We start from the raw sequence: 20,675 nt of genomic DNA, 5'->3' as shown, positions 1-20,675 counted from the left end.
CACCCCCGTGAATGTTGATTTGCACTGCCACAGCACGGCCTCCGACGGCGCCCTGGCGCCCGCGGTACTGGTTGCGCGGGCATATGAGCACGGGGTGCGAGTCCTGGCGTTGACCGACCACGACACCCTTGAAGGCCTCGACGAAGCCCGCGCGGCGGCCCAGGCCCTGGGCATGCAACTGGTCAACGGCGTGGAATTGTCCTGCACCTGGGGTGGCGCCACTATTCATGTACTGGGCTACGGTTTCGATCAGCAGGCCGCGCCGCTGGTCAAGGCCATCGCCGATTTGCACGATGGGCGCTGGCTGCGGTCCGAAGAAATAAGCCGCAAGCTCAGCCTTAAAGGCATGCCTAACGCCCTCGACGGTGCGCGAGCCATCCAGCAGGAACTGGGCGACAGCGGCAACGCACCGGCCCGTCCGCATTTTGCCGACTGGATGGTGCGCGAAGGGTTTGTGCGAGACCGGGCCGAAGCTTTTCGTAAATGGCTGGGCGCCGGTAAGCTGGGTGACGTCAAGCAACACTGGCCAACCCTGGAGGACACCGTCGACACACTGCGGGCCTCCGGTGCCTGGGTCAGCCTGGCGCATCCCTGGCATTATGATTTCACCCGCAGCAAACGTCGCAAACTGATTGGCGACTATATTGGAGCGGGAGGCCACGCCATCGAAGTGGTCAACGGGCATCAACCCGCCGAACAGGTCGGCAGCCTGGCGATTCTTGCCCGCGAATTTGGTCTGCTGGTCAGTGCCGGCAGTGATTTTCATGGCCCAGGCGGCTGGTCCGAGATTGGCGAATATCGGCCCGTCCCGGAAGATTTGCCGCTCTTGTGGGGGCGATTCAAGCATGACCCCATTATTGCCACCGTCTGAACAGGTAGAGCACGTGAGTCAATTCTTCCAGATTCATCCGGAAAACCCCCAGCCACGCCTGATTAAACAGGCCGTGGAGATCATTCGCGCCGGCGGCGTAGTGATCTATCCAACGGATTCGTCCTACGCGATCGGTTGCCAGATCGGCGACAAAAGCGCAGTCGAGCGTGTCAGACGCCTGCGTCAGCTGGACGACAAGCACAACTTTGCGCTGATCTGCAGCGACCTGTCCCAACTGGGCCTGTTCGCCAAGGTCGATACTGGCACGTTTCGACTGCTCAAGGCGCACACGCCGGGGCCTTACACCTTTATTCTCAACGCTACCCGCGAAGTGCCGCGCCTGCTGCTGCACCCCAAGAAGCGCACCATCGGCCTTCGCGTGCCGGAACATCCGATTGCCCTGGCGCTGCTGGCCGAGCTGGGGGAGCCACTGATGAGCGTATCGCTGATCATGCCCGGTGAGACCGAGCCGCTGGAAGATCCGTACGAGATGCGTCAGCTCCTGGAAAAACAGGTGGACCTGATCATCGACGGCGGTTTCGGCGGCGCCAAGGCGTCCACCGTGATCAATCTGGCAGACGGCGAGCCGGAAGTGATCCGGATCGGCTGCGGCGACCCCGCGCCCTTCATGGCCGAGGCCTGAATGTCGGCCGTGGAAACCGTCGATCCCCAGGCAGGCGCCCAGCAGGAACTGCCGTTCGCCATGGTCTACGGCCAGGCGGTCATGGAAATGCCGCTGGACCTGTACATCCCGCCGGATGCGCTGGAAGTGTTCCTGGAAGCGTTCGAAGGCCCGCTGGACTTGCTGCTGTACCTGATTCGCAAGCAGAACATTAATATCCTCGACATCCCCGTGGCGGAAATCACCCGCCAGTACATGGGCTATGTCGAGCTGATGCAGTCGGTGCGCCTGGAACTGGCGGCCGAGTACCTGGTGATGGCCGCCATGCTCGCCGAAATCAAATCGCGCATGTTGCTGCCGCGTTCGGAGACAGTGGAGGCCGAAGAGGATGACCCGCGCGCCGAACTGATCCGACGTCTGCAGGAGTACGAACGCTTCAAGGCCGCCGCCGAGGGCATCGACGGTTTGAGCCGCGTCGGCCGCGACGTGGTGGTGCCCAAGCTCGACGCACCCGAGGCCCGCGCGCGCAAGCTGTTGCCGGACGTGAGCCTGGAGGAATTGCTGATGTCCATGGCCGAGGTGCTGCGCCGTGGCGACATGTTTGAAAGCCACCAGGTCAGCCGCGAAGCGCTGTCTACCCGCGAACGCATGAGCGATGTGCTGGAACGCCTTAAAGGCGGCGGTTTCGTGCCGTTTGTCGAGCTGTTCACCGCTGAAGAAGGGCGCCTGGGGGTGGTGGTGACCTTTATGGCGATCCTTGAACTGGTCAAGGAATCCTTGGTCGAGCTGGTCCAGAATGAGCCTTTTGCGGCTATCCACGTGCGGGCGCGAGCCGAATAAAGAGCTGAAACGATGAATCTGACTGAACCCCGCGAACTGGCGCCGCTGCTGGAGGCCTTTCTCCTGGCCTCGGGTAAGCCGCAGTCCCTGGAGCGCCTGTTCGAACTGTTTGAAGAGGCCGAACGCCCCGAGCCGCCGGTGTTCAAGAAGGCCCTGGAAATTCTGCGCAAATCCTGCGACGGCCGTGCCTTTGAACTGCGCGAAGTGGCGTCGGGTTATCGCTTGCAGATCCGTGAGAAATTTTCCCCCTGGGTTGGCCGATTGTGGGAAGAGCGCCCGCAGCGCTACTCGCGGGCGATGCTGGAAACCATGGCGTTGATCGCCTATCGGCAGCCGATTACCCGTGGCGAGATCGAGGATGTGCGCGGCGTGGCAGTCAACAGCCATATCGTCAAGACATTGCTGGAGCGTGAGTGGATTCGCATCGTCGGCTACCGCGACGTACCGGGAAAACCGGCGATGTTCGCCACCACCAAGGTGTTCCTGGACCATTTCAACCTGAAGAATCTCGACGACCTTCCGCCGCTTGCCGAATTGCGCGAAATGGAGGCCGAACCGGTTCTGGATTTCGACGACGCACCGGTGCCCGCGAGTTTGCAGGAACTGGCCGATGCCACGGCCGAGCCGGAAGAGCCGAAGGACGAGACCAGTTTCCATACCTTGCTGCTGGAACTGGACGACATGGAGCAGGGCATCAAGACCGACTTTGATGATTTGCTGCGTGATGGGGCGGCCGAGCCGGAAACCCGGATGAGCGTGGAGGTCGAGCCTGAACCTGAGGAAGATATCCTTGGCGTGGCACAAGCCCGTGAAAAACTCCTGGCCGCCGTCGCCGCCCTCGAACAGCCGCCCCTGAGCGACGAAGAAGACGAAGCCCGAGCCCTGGCCGAAGCCATCGAGAACGAACGCCGCCAGCTCGAAGACTGACACGGTCCAATGTGGGTGCAACCCCCTCCCGCATCGGTTCTCTGGTGCTTTGGGCATCACCGGTCGGCGGAAAAGCAAATGACCTGGCGCTAATCGACTAGTCTCTGATGCGCAATGCGCGCCATGCGCGTATGATTCGCGACCCTTTGCCGAGCTATTCGGCCAAAGCCCCGCTTTCAATACCCTTCAGGCCACGCCTGAATCGACCCACCGGGAGGTGCTTAAGATGAACGACAAAGACCAGAACGACAGTCAGGAAATCGGCCCAGCAGGCGAAAAACTGCAGAAGGTGCTGGCGCGTATCGGCGTGGGCTCGCGCCGTGACGTCGAAGCCTGGATCACCCAGAAGCGCATCAAGGTCAACGGCGTCGAGGCCACCCTTGGCCAGCGCGTCGACCTGCACGACGCAATCACCATTGATGGCAAGGTCATCAAGCGTGAAGAGGCCGCCGAATCGGTGCGCCGCGTGATCATGTACAACAAGCCCGATGGCGAGATCTGCACCCGTGACGACCCGGAAGGCCGTCCGACCGTGTTCGACAAGATGCCCAAGCCCAAAGAAGGCCGCTGGATCAACATCGGTCGTCTCGACATCAACACCACCGGCCTGCTGATGTTCACCACCGACGGTGAGCTGGCCAACCGCCTGATGCACCCGTCCTACGAGATGGACCGTGAGTACGCCGTGCGTGTGCGTGGCGAAGTCGACGACGAAATGATCGAACGCCTCAAGGCCGGCGTGGTGCTGGAAGATGGCCCGGCCAAGTTCACCGACATCAAGCAGGCTCCGGGCGGCGAAGGTTTCAACCACTGGTACCACTGCGTGGTAATGGAAGGCCGTAACCGTGAAGTACGTCGCCTGTGGGAGTCCCAGGGCCTGGTGGTCAGCCGCCTCAAGCGCGTGCGTTTCGGCCCGGTGTTCCTGAACTCCGACCTGCCGATGGGCCGCTGGCGCGAAATGAGCCAGTACGAAGTCGATATTCTCAGCGCCGAAGTCGGCCTGACCCCGGTGGCGATGCCGCAGATGAACGCCAAGAGCAAAGACAAGCTTGAGCGTATGCAGCGTAAATCGTCGCGTCCGGTGGCGCGTACCGAACGTGTGGCGCGCACCCTGCGCCCGGCGCTCAATGCACCGGCGACCGGCGGGCGTATCTCCCGCGAGCCGCAGATCGAAGGCGAGCGTCGCCCGACCGCACCGTCGCGCCAGGAAGGCGAGCGTGCACCACGCACTCCGCGGCCAGCCCCGGCCGGCGGTCGCAGCAACCGTGGTGAAGCCGATCGCCCGGCCGACAGCGCCAGCACCAAGCGCCCAGCCAAGCCGGCAGCGAACAAGCGCCCCGGCCCTAAACTGGTGGCGGACGAGCCGTCGGGCAAGCGTCGCGGCGCCCCGGCCGGTTCCGGCCAGCGTCCAGGGTTTGGTCGTAAGAAGCCTTAAGGGCAGCGGTAAGTTTTTAGCTGCAAGCTGTAAGAAGAAGCGCTAGCCCTTACGGGTTGGCGCTTTTTTTTGCTTGTGGCTTGCGACTTGCAGCTGGCGTTAGAACGCAAACCTGCCATCGAACACGGGTTTGTCATCCAGCGCCAACACCCCGCTGGCAAAGATCAAATCCAGGTGATGGCTGCCTTTCTGCCCACCCCCCAGTCCCAGATGCAGACCGCAATGGCGCTCCTCGAAACCGGCATTGCGCGCGTAGAGGTCCTTGACGCCTTCATTGGTGCCGATCCCCAGCTCCTCCACACGGCGGTTGGACGGGTTGGCGTTGAGGTATTTGTTGAAGTCATCCGCCAGCCCCGGCACGTCGCTGGCCACGCTGCAGATGGTGGAGTTCTCGATCCACAGCTCCAGGGGCGATTGCAGCACGCCGTATTTGCGCGCAAAAGGGATGGTGCTGAGAAAGGTGCCGATGAATCGCACCTGGCCATTGATCGCCTCACTGTGGGTGGCAATCTCGCCGGGCGCCAGGTCGTGGTTGCCGACGCCGTTAATATTCGTCCACTTCTTGATGCTGCTCAGCGGCGCTTCAAGGCGTGAGCCGTGCTTGTCGGTAAAGCTCAGCACGTTGGCCTGGCCCATACGCCGGATCAGCGTGGCGTTGAGGTCGGCGATGCGCTGGGGCTCGACACTGAAGGTATCGTAGAAATAGTCGCCGTAATCCTTGAACAGCAGGGACTTCTTCCAATGCTCGGCCATTACGTCTTGCAGGGCGCGAATAAAATCCGGGCCTTCTGCGCGTGGGTTGGGCAGCGTGGAAGAGTCGTACAGAAACAGGTACAGGTCACAGGCGTCGATGGCCTGGGCCAGGGCATCGCTGGCGGTCAAGTCCAGGCGCTGCACTTGGAAATTGAAGCGGCCGGCGCTGCCTTGGGTGATGGCCTGTGCGATGGCGTCGTAGCGTTCGGTGTGGCCCAGCAGCACGGTCGGGCAGTTCACGCCGTTAAGGGCCGGGTGATGGGCGAGGTAGTAGAGAAAATGTTCGACGGCGCGGGCCTTGTCCATGACGGGTGTCCTTGTATGCCTTGGGTAAGGAAGCAGGTGCCGTGCACAGCACCTGCCGGATGCCTGTCGAGGCTTAGAAAGGCCACATCGCGGTGCCAAACGGCACAACGGCGTCGGCTTGCATCATTTCAACGGCGGCCTCATGGGTCGGCGCTTCAAACCAATCGTCGAGTTGCAGTTCGGTTTCCAGGTCGTTTTCCAGTACTTGCATGGTGTATCTCCTAGAGGACGTTGTTTGAGAACGGCTTGCCAGCGGCATCGCTGGGCAAGTGGGAAACCTAGGTGAGGGTGTTTCAGAATGCAAAAAATTTATTGACACGGTTTCATTTGGATTTTTTGTTCTGATTTTTTGCGTGATTGTTTTTTTGAGAAAATTCAAAAGGCTGCGATTACCAATTCTGAGGAAATTTCCTACCGTCAATTTCTATTAAATTTACAGCTGTAACGCAGAATTTCCGTGCTGTAACGATTAATTTACGTATTGATCGAGACAATATTGAACATTCTTACCCTGTAAGGAATGCCTGACAGATCGTCGCACGTGTCAGGCGATGGCCGCCGCAGGCTGTCGAGCCGTGTACAATGCGCGCGTTTTACTGTGACGCCCATTGCGTGCCTACGCAAAAGGCCAAGACCTCAGGGTTCACCCACCCTGATCACTCCGCCTGGCCACGAGCCGGACGGGTTCGATTTCGTCACAGATAAAAACAAACAGGTGACGCATGACCATTAGAAAAACGCTGTACTCCTGGTGCCTGCGCTGGGGTTTGAGCGGCGCTGCTTGAGCAGAGATTCAACGCAGCAACGTGCATTCAACATCATCAAACCTTGCGTGAGACCTTTTCCATGAGTGGACCCCATTCCTCTTCAGGCGAACTGAAACGTGGCCTGAAAAACCGTCATATCCAGTTGATCGCCCTGGGCGGCGCCATCGGCACCGGCCTGTTTTTGGGCTCGGCCGGCGTGCTTAAATCCGCCGGGCCGTCGATGATCCTGGGTTATGCCATCTGCGGCTTCATTGCGTTCATGATCATGCGCCAGCTCGGCGAAATGATCGTGGAAGAGCCGGTCGCCGGTTCCTTCAGCCATTTTGCCCACAAGTACTGGGGCGGTTTCGCCGGCTTTCTGTCGGGCTGGAACTGCTGGATTCTGTACATTCTGGTGGGCATGTCCGAGCTGACGGCTGTCGGCAAATACGTGCATTACTGGTGGCCGGAGATTCCAACCTGGGTCTCGGCGGCGGCGTTTTTCGTGCTGATCAACCTGATCAACCTGGCCAACGTTAAAGTCTTTGGCGAAGCCGAATTCTGGTTCGCGATCATCAAGGTGGTGGCCATCGTCGGCATGATCGCTTTGGGCAGCTACCTGCTGGTCAGCGGCAGCGGCGGTCCGCAAGCCTCGGTGAGCAACCTGTGGGAGCACGGCGGCTTCTTCCCCCATGGCGTCGGCGGCCTGGTGATGGCCATGGCGATCATCATGTTCTCCTTCGGCGGCCTGGAAATGCTCGGTTTCACCGCTGCCGAAGCCGATCAGCCACGCACCGTGATCCCCAAGGCGATCAATCAGGTGATCTATCGCATCCTGATTTTCTACATCGGCGCCCTGGTGGTGCTGTTGTCGCTGACGCCGTGGGACAGCCTGCTGGCCACGCTGAATGCGTCCGGCGACGCCTACAGCGGCAGCCCCTTCGTGCAGGTGTTCTCGATGCTGGGCAGCAACACCGCGGCACACATCCTCAACTTCGTGGTGTTGACGGCGGCGTTGTCGGTGTACAACAGCGGCACCTACTGCAACAGCCGCATGCTGCTGGGCATGGCCGAGCAAGGCGATGCGCCCAAGGCCCTGGCCAGGATCGACAAGCGCGGCGTGCCGGTGCGTTCGATCCTCGCCTCGGCGGCGGTGACCCTGGTGGCGGTGCTGATGAACTACTTCATCCCGCAACACGCGTTGGAGCTGCTGATGTCGCTGGTGGTAGCCACGCTGGTGATCAACTGGGCGATGATCAGCTTTTCCCACCTCAAGTTCCGCCAGCACATGAACCGCACTGGCCAGATGCCGCTGTTCAAGGCGCTGTGGTACCCGTACGGCAACTATGTGTGCCTGGCGTTCGTGGTGTTTATCCTGGTGATCATGCTGATGATCCCGGGGATTCAGGTGTCGGTGTACGCGATCCCGGTGTGGGTGGCGTTTATGGCGGTGTGTTATTGGATCAAGAATAAGCGCAGTGCTGAAGCGGTGTTGGCGACGGCGGGAGCGGCGTTAAAGTAAGCAAAATATGCGGGCTGTGTGAAGACGCTGCCTACACCAGCTGAAAGCAAACGCCCTGACTTGTCGGGGCATTTGCTTTTCAGGGTTTTAGACACAAAGGAGAAGTGTTCTTCGTTGAAAGGGCTCTTAGTCTGTATCACTCGTGTGCATGTTCGTAATCAAACGCAATGAAGTAGTCGTTTTCTGAAAAAGTAATCTCATGAAAGAAGTACGCTTGGATCAGTGATAACCACTCCTGCCGCAGTTTAAACATGCCGTTATTGACGTCCTCGTTTACTGACAACCCGAGCTTGGAAATCACGGAGTAATCGTCTCCTAAATCCGCCGAGTGCTCCGTTCCGCGTAGCCACTCTGTGGTTCTGTCGAACCATTCCAATCTCACTTTGAGTCCCATGTGGCTCCTTCGCGGAACCGGCCACTCGCTACCAGTACATACTCAGTATGGCCAAGGCCCCTGGTGGTGGAATGATATCTGATAGTCATAGTTGTCTTGTTTTACCTCATGTTTGAAGTGAGGTTGTAGGACCGCTATCCACTTTTTCTTAAGATCGTAAGCGCCATCGAAAATTTGATAGTCTTTCTCTAGCTCAAGTGAAGAAAGTATCGAATGAGCATCTTCAAATATAGTTGACGGTTCTTCTCCAACTCCGAAACCGGTAGGCTTTTCAAACCATTCGAGCATGACTCTGAGGCTCATAGGTGTTTTTCCTCACAGGTGTTTTTTGATGTTTCTCTTTGGGTTTGGCTGTTTTGTTCTTTCGCCAGTTATATGATTGAACGCACCAATATGGCTCCCGTCACTTATCAAGTAAACTTCCAGCTCCCCTTCTGCCGAGTCCCATTCAAAGGTTTTTCTGTTTTTGGCATCCGTCCATCGTTTCCGTACACCCGCACCTCCCTGCTTTGGGGTCATTCCTTTTATGTTCCTCAAACCAGGGAAACCGGTGATTTGTTCCGCAGTCGGCGCCGTGTGATAACCATGACCGAGTGCCGGAAGTGTTTTTCTTCGAACACTCACCACCACATACAGCGGCCGAACCCCCGACTCCACCGGGAACACCAGAATAAAATCCCGATATTGCGGCGGATATACCGGGTTCACCAGAATCTGTGCCGCCTTCTCCGTCGGTGGGTAAATCCAGATCACCGGCGCTTGCGGTGCAGCCTCCAGAGCCGGAATACCCAGCGTGTCACTTGGATCAACGGCGGGAGTCCAGATCAGTTCAACACCCTCACCCAAATCCGCAACAAACTGCTCGTCACGGCTTTGGAACTGCACCACATCGATCATCTGCCAGGCGGCATGGTTGCCTGTGTAAAACCCATAACCCCTGAGCGTGCCGTCCTCACGCTGCTCAATTTGCAGTCGCATCTGCGACCGCGCTCGCTGCATCGAGCGCAACTGCTCTTCGCTATATAACGCGCTATCGCCCAACTTTCCCGGCCAAGCCAACCCCACTACACCGGCCAATAAGCCGGCGGCCATAGACCCGGCTGCGGCAATGGCCGATTCCACCACCGCCGTACGCAACGCCAACTGCCCCAAACCGACCGGCAAGGCGCTGCCACCGATCTTGCGCAAGGCCACCGCGCCCCGGGCGTCCACTTCCCGCCCACCCAACAGGCTGAAATGACCGTACTCGCTGATCAACTCCAGCGGTACGTAACCGGCGGGGTCCGTGTAGTGAGTGAGGCCATCTGGCAGTTGGCAGGGTTTGAGGAAGGTGCAGCCGGGAGGCTTGGCCGGCTTGGGTGTTGGGGCTGGGGCTGGGGATGGGATGAATAAATCGATAGGCGGCGAATAGGGCGCACGCGATGGCTGCGGGGTGAGGATTCGCCGTTTGAGTTGTTCTTCTTCGGTGATCGGGTAGGCACGTTCAGACATGACGGGCTCACTTCCTTGTATGGGGGAGTGAGCCTACGAGGGAGGATCAAGGAGCTGGAATCAGCATATTCGATGATAAGCGTGGGAAAAGTAGACGCAAAATTCAGCTTGTTTCGAATATATTTTTTTATTGCTGAGTTTGTACACACCCTGCCCCAAGGGGCTGACAGCGTTTCCCGATGCGGTACTCAGTCCGCTCAGTTAAAGGCGGGGCGCAAAAGCGTAAGCGCTGGAAAGATCGCAAGGGACGCATTTATGAGTGGGACTATGAGAATGGCCGGGTTGAACTTTACGACAAGCAAGGCAAACATCTTGGAGATTTCCCCCCCTGATACGGGAGAGCGCACAAAGGACGCCGAGCCAAGCCGAACCACGCCAAAATAATCTTGATAGGAGCCTCAACATGCAGCATGAAATTCTTGCATTCGATAAAAAAACCGAGGGGGTGGCTTTCAGTATTGAAATTCCTGCCGACCAGTACGACAAATTATCGGACCTAATGTCCTGGAGTGAGCCTGAAGATGCGATCTATGAGTACGACCTATCACCAGAGCAAGTCGGCCTTCTTGAACGCATGACCGGCAAGACTTTCAATAGCCCGGACTACATTTTTCAGTTGTCTTGTAGTGAATGAGGCGATATGGCCGTGCTGTGTAGACGTGAAATGTATGGCAGCAGATGAAATAAGTGGGAACGCGTGCAACTGCGCGGCTCATGGCGTCCTGCCGTGGTTGTGAAAGTAGTCGCTTAAACCCGATGGTCATGTCACACATAAACACCACCCACGGCGGAATCTCATACACCGAGAGACATTCACCGGCTTTTTAAAATGACACCACTCATGTATTGATTCAAATCGAGAAAGTCTTGAAGGCTCCACGCGCGCGGCGGTAGCTTTACACCATTTTGCTGCAATGTTTTTGGAGTCAAGTTTTCATTGGGACGAAGGATGACCGAAGAGACAATTACGCCCGGATAATCAGTCAGGCGTTTTTTGAACGCGGAGGTTGTAAGGTCAGGTGTAGGCGGGCTGCTTTTCCCGGCCAGTGGTCCCGTTGCCTTGAGATCCGCTCCGTGGCACATGGCACATAGAGATTCTTGCCATTGGCAAGATCCGCGAAAGACTGCGAAGTTTGAATGAGTGATAAAGTGCCTAGCAAAGCGATCAAGGGTATTTTCATTTTACAGGTGGCTTTGTTGTCGATGTTGTTATCCACGTTTGGCTTATCCGTTGCCTAAGGTTTTTGAGTGATGCTGGTCATTTCCAACAACGTCCACCTGCCCGATGCCGAAATCGAGCTGACCGCCATCCGCGCCCAGGGCGCCGGTGGGCAGAACGTGAATAAGGTGTCGAGCGCGGTGCACCTGCGCTTTGATATTCCGGCATCGTCGTTGCCCGAGTTCTACAAGGAACGGCTGCTGGCACTGCGCGACAGTCGCATCACCAGCGACGGTGTGCTGGTGCTCAAGGCCCAGTCCTACCGGACCCAGGAGCAGAACCGCGCCGATGCGCTGGAGCGTCTGGTGGAGTTGATCCAGAGCGCCACCAAGGTGGAAAAGAAACGCCGCCCGACCAAACCCACCCTGGGTTCGAAAAAGCGTCGCCTGGAATCCAAGACCAAGCGCGGCAGCATCAAGGCCGGGCGCGGCAAGGTCGACTTCTAGGCGTCACGCGCTTCGCGGGCCTTGGGTGCCTGGCGGTACAGGTACAGGCTCAGCAGCAAGCCACCCAGCGCGGCGAGGGCGGCGAACAGGAAGATCGAGGCAAAACCGAAGCCCGCCGCGACTGCGCCGGCCAGCGGGCCGGTGATGCCCAGCGACAAATCGATGAACAACGAATACGCGCCCACCGCCGAGCCGCGACTGGACGCCGGCACCAGGTTGACCGCCTCCACTCCCAGCGCCGGGAACACCAGGGAAAAGCCGAAGCCGCTCAACGCCGCGCCCGCCAGGGCCAGGTGGGCGTCCGGGGCCAGCCACAGCAACAGCAGACCGAGGATCTCCACCGACAGGCAGGCAATCGCTACTCGAAACCCGCCGATGCGATTGATCAGGTTGCCGAACAACAGGCGCGCACCGATGAAACTGGCGCCGAACAGGCTCAATGCCCACACCGCGTTGTCCCAGTGCTGGGTGGTGTAATACAGCGTGATAAACGTCGCGATGGTGCCGAAGCCGATCGACCCCAGGGCCAGCGCGCAGCCGTGGGGCAGCACGCGACCCAGGACGTTCATGAAGGGCAGGCGCACACCGCTGACAATCGGCGCCGCGACTTTATTCCACGCCAGCAGCAAGCCCACGGCAGCCAGCAGGATAATGCTCACGCCCATGCTCCACAGCCCCAGGTGACTGACTAGCAGCACCCCCAGCGGTGCGCCGACCGCCAGCGCGCCATAGCTGGCGATGCCATTCCACGAGATGACCTTGGCGGTGTTGGCCGCGCCCACCCGGCCGATACCCCAGCCGATGGCGCCCGAGCCCACCAGGCTCTCCGCGCTGCCCAGCACCAGGCGGCCGATCAGCAGGCTGCCCAGGCTCAGCGCCGGCAGGCTGGAGAACCATGCGGCCAGCAGCATGAACACACCGCTCAGGCCGCAGCCCGCCAGGCCGATCAGCACGGCGCGCTTGCTGCCCAGGTTATCGATAATGCGCCCGGCGTAGGGGCGGCTGAGCAACGTGGCCAGGTATTGCACGCTGATTACCAGCCCGGCGATCACCGCGCCAAAGCCCAGTTCGCTGTGCACATAGCCCGGTAATACCGCCAGGGGAATGCCGATATTCAGGTAGCCGATAAAGGTGAATAAAACAATGGAAACAACTTGCAGCGTGACCGCCATGGGGCGCTGGGTATCGGGCATGGGAAAACGTCCACATTTGCAGCAGGTAAAGATAGGCTGCTAATGATACCGGTGCTTATGCCCGCGCAGGGCATCAAACCGCAAAAAACTCAGGATTGGGCAGGGCTCAGCAATTGCGTAGTCACCAGAGCGGCCAGGGCGTTTTCCTGAGTACCGAAGCGTTTGAGCAGCATGGCTTGTTTATCGGCGCTCAGGCGGTTCCACACCTCGACCATCTGCAAGGCAGCGTCGAGCAAGGCGGCATCCGGGGTGTCGGGGAGGGTATCGGTCATGGCGGGTATCTCGTGGCTTCAGGCAGTGTGGAAAGCGCTCAACGGTGCGCTTTCCACACGGTCTGGTACGGCGTCAGTCCTGGCGTTCGCTGTCGACTGGTTTGGCTTCTTTGGCCTCAGGCTGCTGGGCGCTGGCCTGCTGCGGTGTTGGCTGCTCAGTTTCGTGCAGGCTTGGGAAGGGGAGATTAGGGATCTCGTGCATCGTCGTCGCTCCTTGCAAAGTCTGTTTTTTCAATCGCAGGTGATTCCGCGCGTTCTACAAGCCTTCGCAGGATACAGCAGTGTAAATGACAAAAAGACTTTTATATCCACGCCACCTAGAACGGCACCTTGCCCAGAATCATGTCGCGGTACATCACAAAATCCCCCAACAGGCTGTAGAACGGGTGCTGGAAGGTTGCCGGACGATTCTTTTCATAGAAAAAATGCCCCACCCAGGCAAAGCCGTAGCCGGCAATCGGCACCGCCAGCAACAAGCCAAGCGAGCCCCTGCCAATGGCGTAGGCCAGGATGCCGATGACCAGAGTGGTGCCGATAAAATGCAGGCGGCGGCAGGTACTGTTGCCGTGCTCCTGCAGGTAGTACGGGTAGAATTCGGCGAAACTGTTGAATCGCTTGATGTTTTCCACGTTGGCCGGCCCTTTATTGTTATCCCGTCCGACGGGTGTTCGGCGGGGAGCTTATTTGAGTCTAGAGTGATCAGTGGTAACAGCCAGTGACAATAGATGCCACTTTAGTATCCTTGCCTTCCTGGCTGCCGTTTTGAGCCTGCTTTCATTAAGAAGACGCCATGAGCGAACGAACAACTTCTGCAAGCTGGGCGATGGGGATAGTCAAGGCGTTGGAAATGGACGGCCTGGATTGCCGAGCCCTGTTCAGGCAACTGGGCCTGGACTACGCCGCCCTGAGCGACCCCGATGCACGGTTCCCGCAGGATTCCATGACCCGCCTGTGGCAGCGTGCGGTCGAGCTGTCGGGCAACCCGGCGATTGGCCTGAACATGGGCAAGGTGGTGCGTCCGGCATCGTTTCATGTGGCCGGTTATGCGTTGATGTCCAGCAACACCCTGGCTGAAGGCTTTATGCGCTTGGTGCGCTATCAGCGGATCATCGCCGAAAGCGCCGACTTGAGTTTCCGCCTGTTACCCGAGGGCTATGCGCTGATTCTGACGGTGCATGGTGATCATCTCCCACCGACTCGACAGAGCGCCGAAGCGTCCCTGGCCAGCGCGCTGGCGCTCTGTGGCTGGCTGAGCGGGCGCTCCCTGCAGCCGCGCAAAGTTTTGCTGCAGGGTGAGCAACCGCTCGATCTGGCGCCTTACAAACAGGCATTCCACGCACCGCTGGAATTCAATGCGCCGTATGACGCGCTGATCTTTGAACGCGCCGATATGGACGCGCCGCTGCCCACCGCCAACGAAGCCATGGCGCTGCTGCATGATCGGTTTGCCGGCGAATACCTGGCGCGGTTCTCGGAAAGTCGCGTGACCCACAAGGCACGCCAGGTACTGTGTCGCTTATTGCCTCAGGGCGAGCCTAAACGCGAGGTGGTAGCCCAGACCCTGCACCTGTCGCAGCGCACCTTGCAACGGCGTTTGCAGGAAGAAGGCACCAGTTTCCAGGCCCTGCTCGACGACACCCGGCGGGAACTGGCCGAGCAATACCTGGCGCAGCCAAGCATGACCCTGCTGGAGATCGCCTACCTGCTGGGCTTTGCCGATCCGAGCAATTTCTTCCGCGCATTTCGCCGCTGGTTCGATGCCACGCCCGGCGAGTACCGGGCGCGGTTGCAGGACGCGTCGACCCTCAGTGGCGCCAGAACGCCGGGATACACAGAACAAAGACTGTGATGATTTCCAGGCGACCCAACAGCATGCCCAGCGACAGGATCCACTTGGCCGCATCCGGCAGGCTGGCGAAGTTGCCGGCCGGGCCGATGGTTTCCCCCAGGCCCGGGCCGACCCCGGACACGGTGCTGGCGGCGCCGGTCAGTGCGGTCATCCAGTCCAGCCCCAGCAGCGAAAGGGCCAGGGCGATGGCGCAGATGGTGATGGCGAAGAAAAACGAAAAGGTCAGGATCGAGCGCACGATCTCTTCGTCCAGGCGGTGGCCGTTGTACTTTTGCTTGATCACCGCGCGCGGATGAATCAACTGGTTCAAGTTGGCCTTGAGCAGGATATAGGCGACCTGGAAACGGAAGATCTTGATCCCGCCCGCCGTGGAGCCTGAGCAGCCGCCGATAAAACCCAGATAGAAAAACAGCATCAGTGAGAAGTTGCCCCACAGGCTGTAGTCTCCCAGCGCGAAACCGGTGGTGGTCACCACCGATGTGACGTTTAACGCTACGTGGCGCAAGGCCTCCAGCCAGTGCAGGTTGGTGGTCCACCAGTACCAGGTGCCGAGTACCAGCCAGGTGACCAGCAGCAAGCCAAGCAAGCCCTGCACCTGCTGATCCTTGATCAACGCCCGACGGTTGCCGCGCAACGTGGCGACATACAGGGTGAACGGCAGGCTGCCGAGGATCATCACCACCACCGCCACCCAGTGCACCGCCGGTTGTTGCCAATGGGCCAGGGACTGATCGGAGGTGGAAAAGCCGCCGGTGGAAATCGCCGACATCGCATGGTTGATCGCATCGAACAGGCCCATGCCGGCCCACCAGAATGCCAGGCTGCCGAGAATGGTGATGCCCACGTAAGCCGCCACGATCAGCCGCGCCACCATGTGCGAGCGCGGCATGACCTTTTCCGAGCGGTCCGAGGACTCGGTCTGGAACAGGCGCATGCCCCCAATCCGCAGCAGCGGCAGGATCGCCACCGCCATGCCGATAAAGCCGATGCCCCCAAGCCAGTGCAGCAACGAGCGCCACATCAGGATGCCCGGCGACATGCTGTCCAAGCCGCTTAACACCGTGGAACCGGTGGCGGTGATGCCGGACATGCTTTCAAAAAACGAATCGGTGTAGCTGATGTGCTGGGTCAGCAGGAACGGCAGCGCGGCGAACACGCACACCACCAGCCAACTGCTGACGGTGAGCAGGTACATGTCGCGCGGGCGCAGGTGCACCTGCTCGGGTCGGCCGGGGATCACCAGCGCCAGGCCGGCGACAAAGGTGATCAGGCTGGCCCACAGGAAGGATGGGAGGTCACTGGTGCGTTCGAAGATCACCAGGGTGGCCATGGGCACGACCATGGCGATCGCGAGGGTGATCAGGAAGATGCCGATGATGAAACCGATGATGCGCAGGGTCGGCAACGCCATGAAGTGAGCTCGGATGAGGGAACAGAGGCGCCATTCTACCTGGGGGGCAGGGCATGTAAACCGGTGCGGCGGATGGGCGAGCGACACATATGCAAAGCACGGACCACTGTCGGGTTCGTCAGCATGGGGTTCCTTATTCTGTTTAAGAGACCCACCATGCTGTTTGAGTCTTTAACCACCCCGTCGTTGATACGACGACTGAACGCCAATGACAACCCGTCACAAATGGCGTTGGTAGAGAAACTGTCGACCCTCAATCTCCAGCTCCTGGAAGAGCTGGCCCAGCAGCCCAGGTTCGAGACGTTTGTGCAGGACGAGTTTGACCGCCATTTCAGCGACCTGATGCCGCGCCTGGACGTGCGCAAGGACTATGTTCAGGGCGGCGAGGAACAAGCATTCGGGCAAACGACGTTACAGGATACGCTGGCCCCCTCGCCCTTGGCGCCGACAGTGCTGGACGTCGTGGTGCAACGTATCGTGACCGGCCAGGCGTCTACCCATGCCAGTCGCGATACCCGGTTCTATCGGACACCGGCCGACGAAGGCGATCCGCCGCTCATACCTGAACTGAACGGCCTGGCGTTCGATGGCTTCGTCGATAGTCTGGGCGGCGCTTTGACCTCTCGTTATTTGACCTTTACGCAAACTTACTGGGCCATGCCGCGAGGTTCGACCGATGTGCGCAGCCGTCGACAATGGCTGGTGGATAAACGTCTCGAACACCTGCGCACTGAAGTGGCCTTGCTCAAAGGCGATGGCCTGGTTACGGCGGCGGGCGAGGCGCTGTTCGACAAGTTGTTGCGCTATCCCGACACGTTGGCCCGCCGCGCGCTCAAGGGCTATAAACCGTGTGCCTATGGCCTGGCGCTCAAGGGCGCGGCGTCCGCGGATGCGTTGCTCCACGGCGCGTTTGTCTTGACCGCCCGCGACCCACAGGACGCACAGAACACCTGGGAATCGGACACGCCCGCCGAGCTGCAAGTGCGGCCCGTTAATGCGGGCAGCAACCTGGGTATTGTGCTGCTGTTCAGTCCGAACAACGGCCTTGAAGAGTTTGATTCACTGGCCAGTCTCGACCGCGAACTGCACCGTCGCCTCAACCATCCTAGCGAATTCTCCAGTCTTCTGGCGCTGATGGCTGACAACGATCAGCCACAGGGTTTGGCTCTGCACCGTGAGGACAAGACCAGTGATCAATTCACATACCTCGAATGGTTAGACTCGCCTTTCATCCACGCCATCGAAGATCAATGCCAAAAGCTGCGAGCCGATTTCATCTCGACCCTCATGCGCTACCAGGCCTTTCCCGCTACGCAAGACCGTTCCCGGCTGGCGGAGAGCCTGGACCTGGCGACCGATTTGACGCGGGCTTTCGATGGCAGCCGTGTATTGTTGGCGCGGCTTAAAAAACGTGGCCAGGCCCAGCTCAAAATCTTTCTTGAAGGTGCGAGTGCCGCCGACAAACTTGCCTGGCACGAGGCGATCCAGGGCTACTGCGATGAACTGTCGAATCTGTCGGACACCGAGGGTCTGCCGACCTTGGCCCAATTCAGTGATAAAACCGCCTTGCTGGCCTATGGCAATGCCCAATTACGCGGGCTCCTCAAGGCGCAATTCGGACTGCAGGCAAATCCAGACGAAATTCTGGTCCATACACGCGAGCCCCATACCCCGCCCATCGTTTACGTACCAGGCGCTGCATCGTCTGTGCCCAGGGAACCCGGTACGCCGCTCTATACCGAGCGCAAACGCAGCTTGACCGAGCTGGCTCTGGAAAATGTCGGTGGGCTGGACTTCAACTTTGCCAACTTCTCCCGCCTGACCGACAAGAGTGGCGCAGTCTACTCGGACCTGACCGTCGGGCAGGTGAAGGACCTGGTTCGCAGCGCCAACATCGGCGACAGCTACGACGCCCTGCTGAAGGATCGCTTGATCACCTCGCCCGCAGCCCTGGCGCAAAAAAGCCACTTTGCCCGCGTCATTGAACGACAGGTAAGGCTGGATGCAATCGAAGCGAAGATCGCCGGTGATTTCTTGCCGGACCGCTTGGAACGGGGCTTCAACTGGGTGCGGGTGGTGCTGGATCAACCGGTGGACAGTGATCGGCGGGAGACCGTCGAGGGGCATCGGGTGGTGGTGCAATCCCTGAAATTGCGCGGCCAGCGGGTACGCGGTGTGTGGTTGTTTCGCAGTGCCTCCTCGAGCGTCGGCTCGACCGTGGTCTACGCGCCGCAAGCGCCTGGTGGGCGTGTGTTCTATGAGTTCGCCGATGACCAGTTGTCTAGTGGCTTCACCCATAACAGCTCCTGGCGCGAGTATCTGGTGGGCCGGGTGGAAAAAGCGCAGCAGCGCCATGTCCGTAGCATTTTGCGTGGGCGAGGCGACATGACCATGATGCATATGCCCAGGATCGCCGGTAACATTTTCGAGGAAGCCTATGAGGTAGAAGCTAACTTCGCGATCAACGACGCCGGGTCTCAGTCGAGAACCACCACTGAAACGGACGTTGACACAGCCATTACGGTTGCAACCACGGCTTTTGACATCGCCGCCATGGTATTGCCGATCAAGGTCATGTTGCCGATTGGGCTGGCCAGGAGCCTGTTTTCAATATTCAACGCTATGGACGCCGCCAGCCTTGGTGACCGCGGGGAAGCGGCGCATCACCTTGTCCGCGCCTTGGGCGAGTTCATCGGGGCGCTGGTGGATGGTGCTGTCGGTGCCCGCACCGGCGCGGCAACCGCCGCTTCGCGGGGGTTGAATCCGCACATGGCCTTGAGAAGCAAACCCGCTGATCTGCTGGTTCTAAAGGGGTGGGAGGGCAAAGGTATCTACTACAAAGTGTCGACCGTGGAGGGCACTCGGCAGTATTTTCTCCGTGCGCAAAATCGCTGGTTTTCGATCCTCGATGAAGGTGGCGAGCAGGCTTGGCGCGTCAGGGATGTACGCAAGCCTTATCAGTATCACCATGCACCTATTCGCCTTGACTCGCAGGGCCGTTGGGAAGTGGGATCACACCCCGGCAAAGGGTTGAAAGGTGGCTTATCACCTGAAGAAGAGTTGAGGCAGCTCTATCCGTTTCTCAGCCAGGACAATGCTCGGCTGGTGTTTGAGTCATTCAACTTCCCACCCGGGCGTGAACTTGAATTTCAATTGGATGTCGTTCACACCTTGAGAGCGGGCACCGCGCTCGATGCCTTCAACCAATACTTGATGGTGACGCCCAGGCGTTTGTCCCTACGCCTGCGAGGGGGCGATTCTTCCGGCACGCCGCTCACACCGCTGGAACCGCTTCCCGGCCTCAGCCAGGCCAGGCCCGTCAGGCAGCCGCTTGAGCGGTTCGTCGACTGGGGGCAAACCATCGATGCCGCCGAACTCCAGTTACATAACGCCGGCCTGGGAATTTACCGGCGCATTGGCGGAACCGCCGCGCTGATCGGTACCGACTACGTCAAGATTGATCAGCGCTACTTTCCTATTCTGCCCTCCGGTGCATCGGCCACTGTGGGTGAAGTGCCTCGCCATTTTGTTTTTATGCGAGATCCCAATCAGCCGTTTCGGACGTATGGGCAATTTGAAACGATGCTCAGGAGGGACCTCTTTGACCAGCCCCGTATAGCGAGCTTCGCGCCCCAGGATCGCCGTTGGGTCAATGCCACGACGATGTCCTTCCAGAAGCCTCTCGCCGCCTCGGTCGCGCAGGCGTTCCCGATGCTGACGATCGACAGCCAGGTCAATGTCGCCCGTACGTTGTTCAACCGGGCCAACCCGAACGGGCTCACTGCGTGGGGGATTACCGCCATGCAACGTACCTTGCAGGACTGGCGTCTGGCCTCGCCTTCGAGCCACGTGCGGCTGGGAGATCCGTTGACGCTGCTTCCCACGACGGTGAGAACGGCACAGGGCCATTGGCGGCTGGTGACCCAGCCACACTTATACACGCGGCTCACCTTTCGTACCGATCACACGCCCATTCTTTTGTACAACGCGCTAGTCAGCCGTACCGATGGAACGCTCAAGGCCCTGATGAACCAGGTACTCATTCGCGATGGCTACATCGTCATGTCGGCCTACAGCCCACCTGGCGAAGTGCTATTCAAACGCCCGGCTCGTGACACGCTTTACTGGCTACGGTTAAGGCGTGTGTTTGGGGAGGTAGTGGAGAGCGGTCCCAATGTGACGCTCAGGGAAACGTTACTGGATGCTGCGTCTCGCAGGCAAGTGAATGCCGCGCGGGCGGCGGGCAAATTGGTGTCGCTGGTGGGTGGCATCCATGTGCCGTTCGAGGGGAGCGCGGCGGCCATATTTGTCTTGCGGGTTTGACCTGACTCGACCTGTCGGCAAAAAATGCCCCGAACGGGTCGGGGCATTTTCAGTA

The 20,675-nt window shown here is 59.4% G+C and carries 21 protein-coding genes and 1 pseudogene; 11 read left to right on the top strand and 11 right to left on the bottom strand.

Annotated features, from left to right (window positions below; all coding sequences use genetic code 11):
- Positions 1–7: 7 nt before the first annotated feature.
- The 5 genes from PSH94_RS19910 (at position 8) to rluB (ending at position 4,695) form a co-directional block, all read left to right on the top strand.
- Positions 8–871, top strand: a complete 864-nt coding sequence (locus PSH94_RS19910; protein ID WP_181080086.1) for a PHP domain-containing protein — start codon at positions 8–10, stop codon at positions 869–871.
- Between the two features lie 13 nt (positions 872–884).
- Positions 885–1,514, top strand: coding sequence for an L-threonylcarbamoyladenylate synthase (locus PSH94_RS19905; protein ID WP_181080087.1), 630 nt, complete (start codon positions 885–887; stop codon positions 1,512–1,514).
- A 120-nt stretch (positions 1,515–1,634) separates the two neighbouring features.
- On the top strand, positions 1,635–2,333 hold the full coding sequence (locus tag PSH94_RS19900) for a ScpA family protein (protein ID WP_164365898.1): 699 nt from the start codon (positions 1,635–1,637) through the stop codon (positions 2,331–2,333).
- Between the two features lie 12 nt (positions 2,334–2,345).
- Positions 2,346–3,260, top strand: a complete 915-nt coding sequence (scpB, locus tag PSH94_RS19895) for an SMC-Scp complex subunit ScpB (protein ID WP_181080088.1) — start codon at positions 2,346–2,348, stop codon at positions 3,258–3,260.
- A 226-nt stretch (positions 3,261–3,486) separates the two neighbouring features.
- A complete protein-coding gene (gene rluB / locus PSH94_RS19890) occupies positions 3,487–4,695 on the top strand; it encodes a 23S rRNA pseudouridine(2605) synthase RluB (protein WP_181080089.1) in 1,209 nt (402 codons plus the stop codon).
- A 99-nt stretch (positions 4,696–4,794) separates the two neighbouring features.
- On the opposite strand, the gene PSH94_RS19885 is transcribed toward rluB, so the two are convergent.
- The gene (locus PSH94_RS19885; protein ID WP_181080090.1) at positions 4,795–5,754 is read right to left on the bottom strand and encodes a leucyl aminopeptidase; all 960 of its coding nucleotides are present in this window, start codon (positions 5,752–5,754) and stop codon (positions 4,795–4,797) included.
- A gap of 73 nt (positions 5,755–5,827) precedes the next feature.
- Positions 5,828–5,965 carry a hypothetical protein gene (locus tag PSH94_RS19880; protein WP_034100099.1) on the bottom strand — a complete coding sequence of 46 codons (138 nt, stop codon included), beginning with the start codon at positions 5,963–5,965 and terminating at the stop codon, positions 5,828–5,830.
- A gap of 635 nt (positions 5,966–6,600) precedes the next feature.
- On the opposite strand from PSH94_RS19880, the gene PSH94_RS19875 reads away from it, so the two are divergent.
- A complete protein-coding gene (locus PSH94_RS19875; protein ID WP_253509129.1) occupies positions 6,601–8,022 on the top strand; it encodes an amino acid permease in 1,422 nt (473 codons plus the stop codon).
- 136 nt (positions 8,023–8,158) lie between these two features.
- Here PSH94_RS19875 and PSH94_RS19870 read toward each other — a convergent pair whose 3' ends face one another.
- Genes PSH94_RS19870 through PSH94_RS19860 form a run of 3 tightly spaced genes read right to left on the bottom strand, consistent with a single transcriptional unit; the run spans position 8,159 to position 9,907 of the window.
- Positions 8,159–8,416, bottom strand: coding sequence for a colicin E3-like toxin immunity protein (locus PSH94_RS19870; RefSeq protein WP_305435608.1), 258 nt, complete (start codon positions 8,414–8,416; stop codon positions 8,159–8,161).
- A gap of 42 nt (positions 8,417–8,458) precedes the next feature.
- Complete coding sequence (locus PSH94_RS19865) at positions 8,459–8,719, bottom strand: colicin E3-like toxin immunity protein (RefSeq protein WP_305435607.1); 261 nt, start codon at positions 8,717–8,719, stop codon at positions 8,459–8,461.
- A 12-nt stretch (positions 8,720–8,731) separates the two neighbouring features.
- Positions 8,732–9,907, bottom strand: a complete 1,176-nt coding sequence (locus PSH94_RS19860) for an S-type pyocin domain-containing protein (protein WP_305435606.1) — start codon at positions 9,905–9,907, stop codon at positions 8,732–8,734.
- A 179-nt stretch (positions 9,908–10,086) separates the two neighbouring features.
- Here PSH94_RS19860 and PSH94_RS19855 point away from each other — a divergent pair, with 179 nt between their 5' ends.
- Together PSH94_RS19855 and PSH94_RS19850 are read left to right on the top strand one after the other, a co-directional pair.
- Complete coding sequence (locus PSH94_RS19855; protein WP_305435605.1) at positions 10,087–10,239, top strand: colicin E3/pyocin S6 family cytotoxin; 153 nt, start codon at positions 10,087–10,089, stop codon at positions 10,237–10,239.
- A gap of 71 nt (positions 10,240–10,310) precedes the next feature.
- Positions 10,311–10,541: a hypothetical protein gene (locus PSH94_RS19850; protein ID WP_181080096.1), complete on the top strand. Its 231-nt coding sequence runs from the start codon at positions 10,311–10,313 to the stop codon at positions 10,539–10,541.
- A 179-nt stretch (positions 10,542–10,720) separates the two neighbouring features.
- Here PSH94_RS19850 and PSH94_RS19845 read toward each other — a convergent pair.
- Positions 10,721–11,088, bottom strand: a pseudogene (locus tag PSH94_RS19845) (cytochrome c).
- A 70-nt stretch (positions 11,089–11,158) separates the two neighbouring features.
- On the opposite strand from PSH94_RS19845, the gene arfB reads away from it, so the two are divergent.
- A complete protein-coding gene (arfB, locus tag PSH94_RS19840) occupies positions 11,159–11,572 on the top strand; it encodes an alternative ribosome rescue aminoacyl-tRNA hydrolase ArfB (protein WP_181080097.1) in 414 nt (137 codons plus the stop codon).
- Here the strand turns inward: arfB and PSH94_RS19835 are convergent.
- From PSH94_RS19835 to PSH94_RS19820, 4 genes are all read right to left on the bottom strand, one after another.
- Positions 11,569–12,765 (bottom strand): MFS transporter, encoded by a 1,197-nt coding sequence (locus PSH94_RS19835; RefSeq protein ID WP_253509118.1) that lies wholly within the window; start codon positions 12,763–12,765, stop codon positions 11,569–11,571. The two genes, arfB and PSH94_RS19835, sit on opposite strands and share 4 nt — an antisense overlap.
- 89 nt (positions 12,766–12,854) lie before the next feature.
- A complete protein-coding gene (locus tag PSH94_RS19830) occupies positions 12,855–13,037 on the bottom strand; it encodes a hypothetical protein (RefSeq protein ID WP_181080099.1) in 183 nt (60 codons plus the stop codon).
- 73 nt (positions 13,038–13,110) lie between these two features.
- On the bottom strand, positions 13,111–13,239 hold the full coding sequence (locus tag PSH94_RS19825; RefSeq protein ID WP_266246522.1) for a hypothetical protein: 129 nt from the start codon (positions 13,237–13,239) through the stop codon (positions 13,111–13,113).
- Positions 13,240–13,354: 115 nt separating this feature from the next.
- A complete protein-coding gene (locus PSH94_RS19820) occupies positions 13,355–13,666 on the bottom strand; it encodes a DUF962 domain-containing protein (RefSeq protein ID WP_181080100.1) in 312 nt (103 codons plus the stop codon).
- A gap of 161 nt (positions 13,667–13,827) precedes the next feature.
- On the opposite strand from PSH94_RS19820, the gene PSH94_RS19815 reads away from it, so the two are divergent.
- Positions 13,828–14,886 carry an AraC family transcriptional regulator gene (locus PSH94_RS19815; protein ID WP_253509117.1) on the top strand — a complete coding sequence of 353 codons (1,059 nt, stop codon included), beginning with the start codon at positions 13,828–13,830 and terminating at the stop codon, positions 14,884–14,886.
- Here PSH94_RS19815 and PSH94_RS19810 read toward each other — a convergent pair.
- A complete protein-coding gene (locus tag PSH94_RS19810; protein WP_181080102.1) occupies positions 14,843–16,297 on the bottom strand; it encodes a TrkH family potassium uptake protein in 1,455 nt (484 codons plus the stop codon). The genes PSH94_RS19815 and PSH94_RS19810 overlap by 44 nt on opposite strands.
- Before the next feature lie 123 nt (positions 16,298–16,420).
- On the opposite strand from PSH94_RS19810, the gene PSH94_RS19805 reads away from it, so the two are divergent.
- Complete coding sequence (locus tag PSH94_RS19805) at positions 16,421–20,620, top strand: dermonecrotic toxin domain-containing protein (RefSeq protein WP_305435604.1); 4,200 nt, start codon at positions 16,421–16,423, stop codon at positions 20,618–20,620.
- Positions 20,621–20,675: the final 55 nt, after the last annotated feature.

The organism is Pseudomonas sp. FP2254, from assembly GCF_030687695.1.
GTDB lineage: Bacteria > Pseudomonadota > Gammaproteobacteria > Pseudomonadales > Pseudomonadaceae > Aquipseudomonas > Aquipseudomonas quebecensis.
The sequence above is the reverse complement of the archived record's forward strand: the minus strand, read 5'-3'. Positions and strand labels throughout refer to the sequence as shown.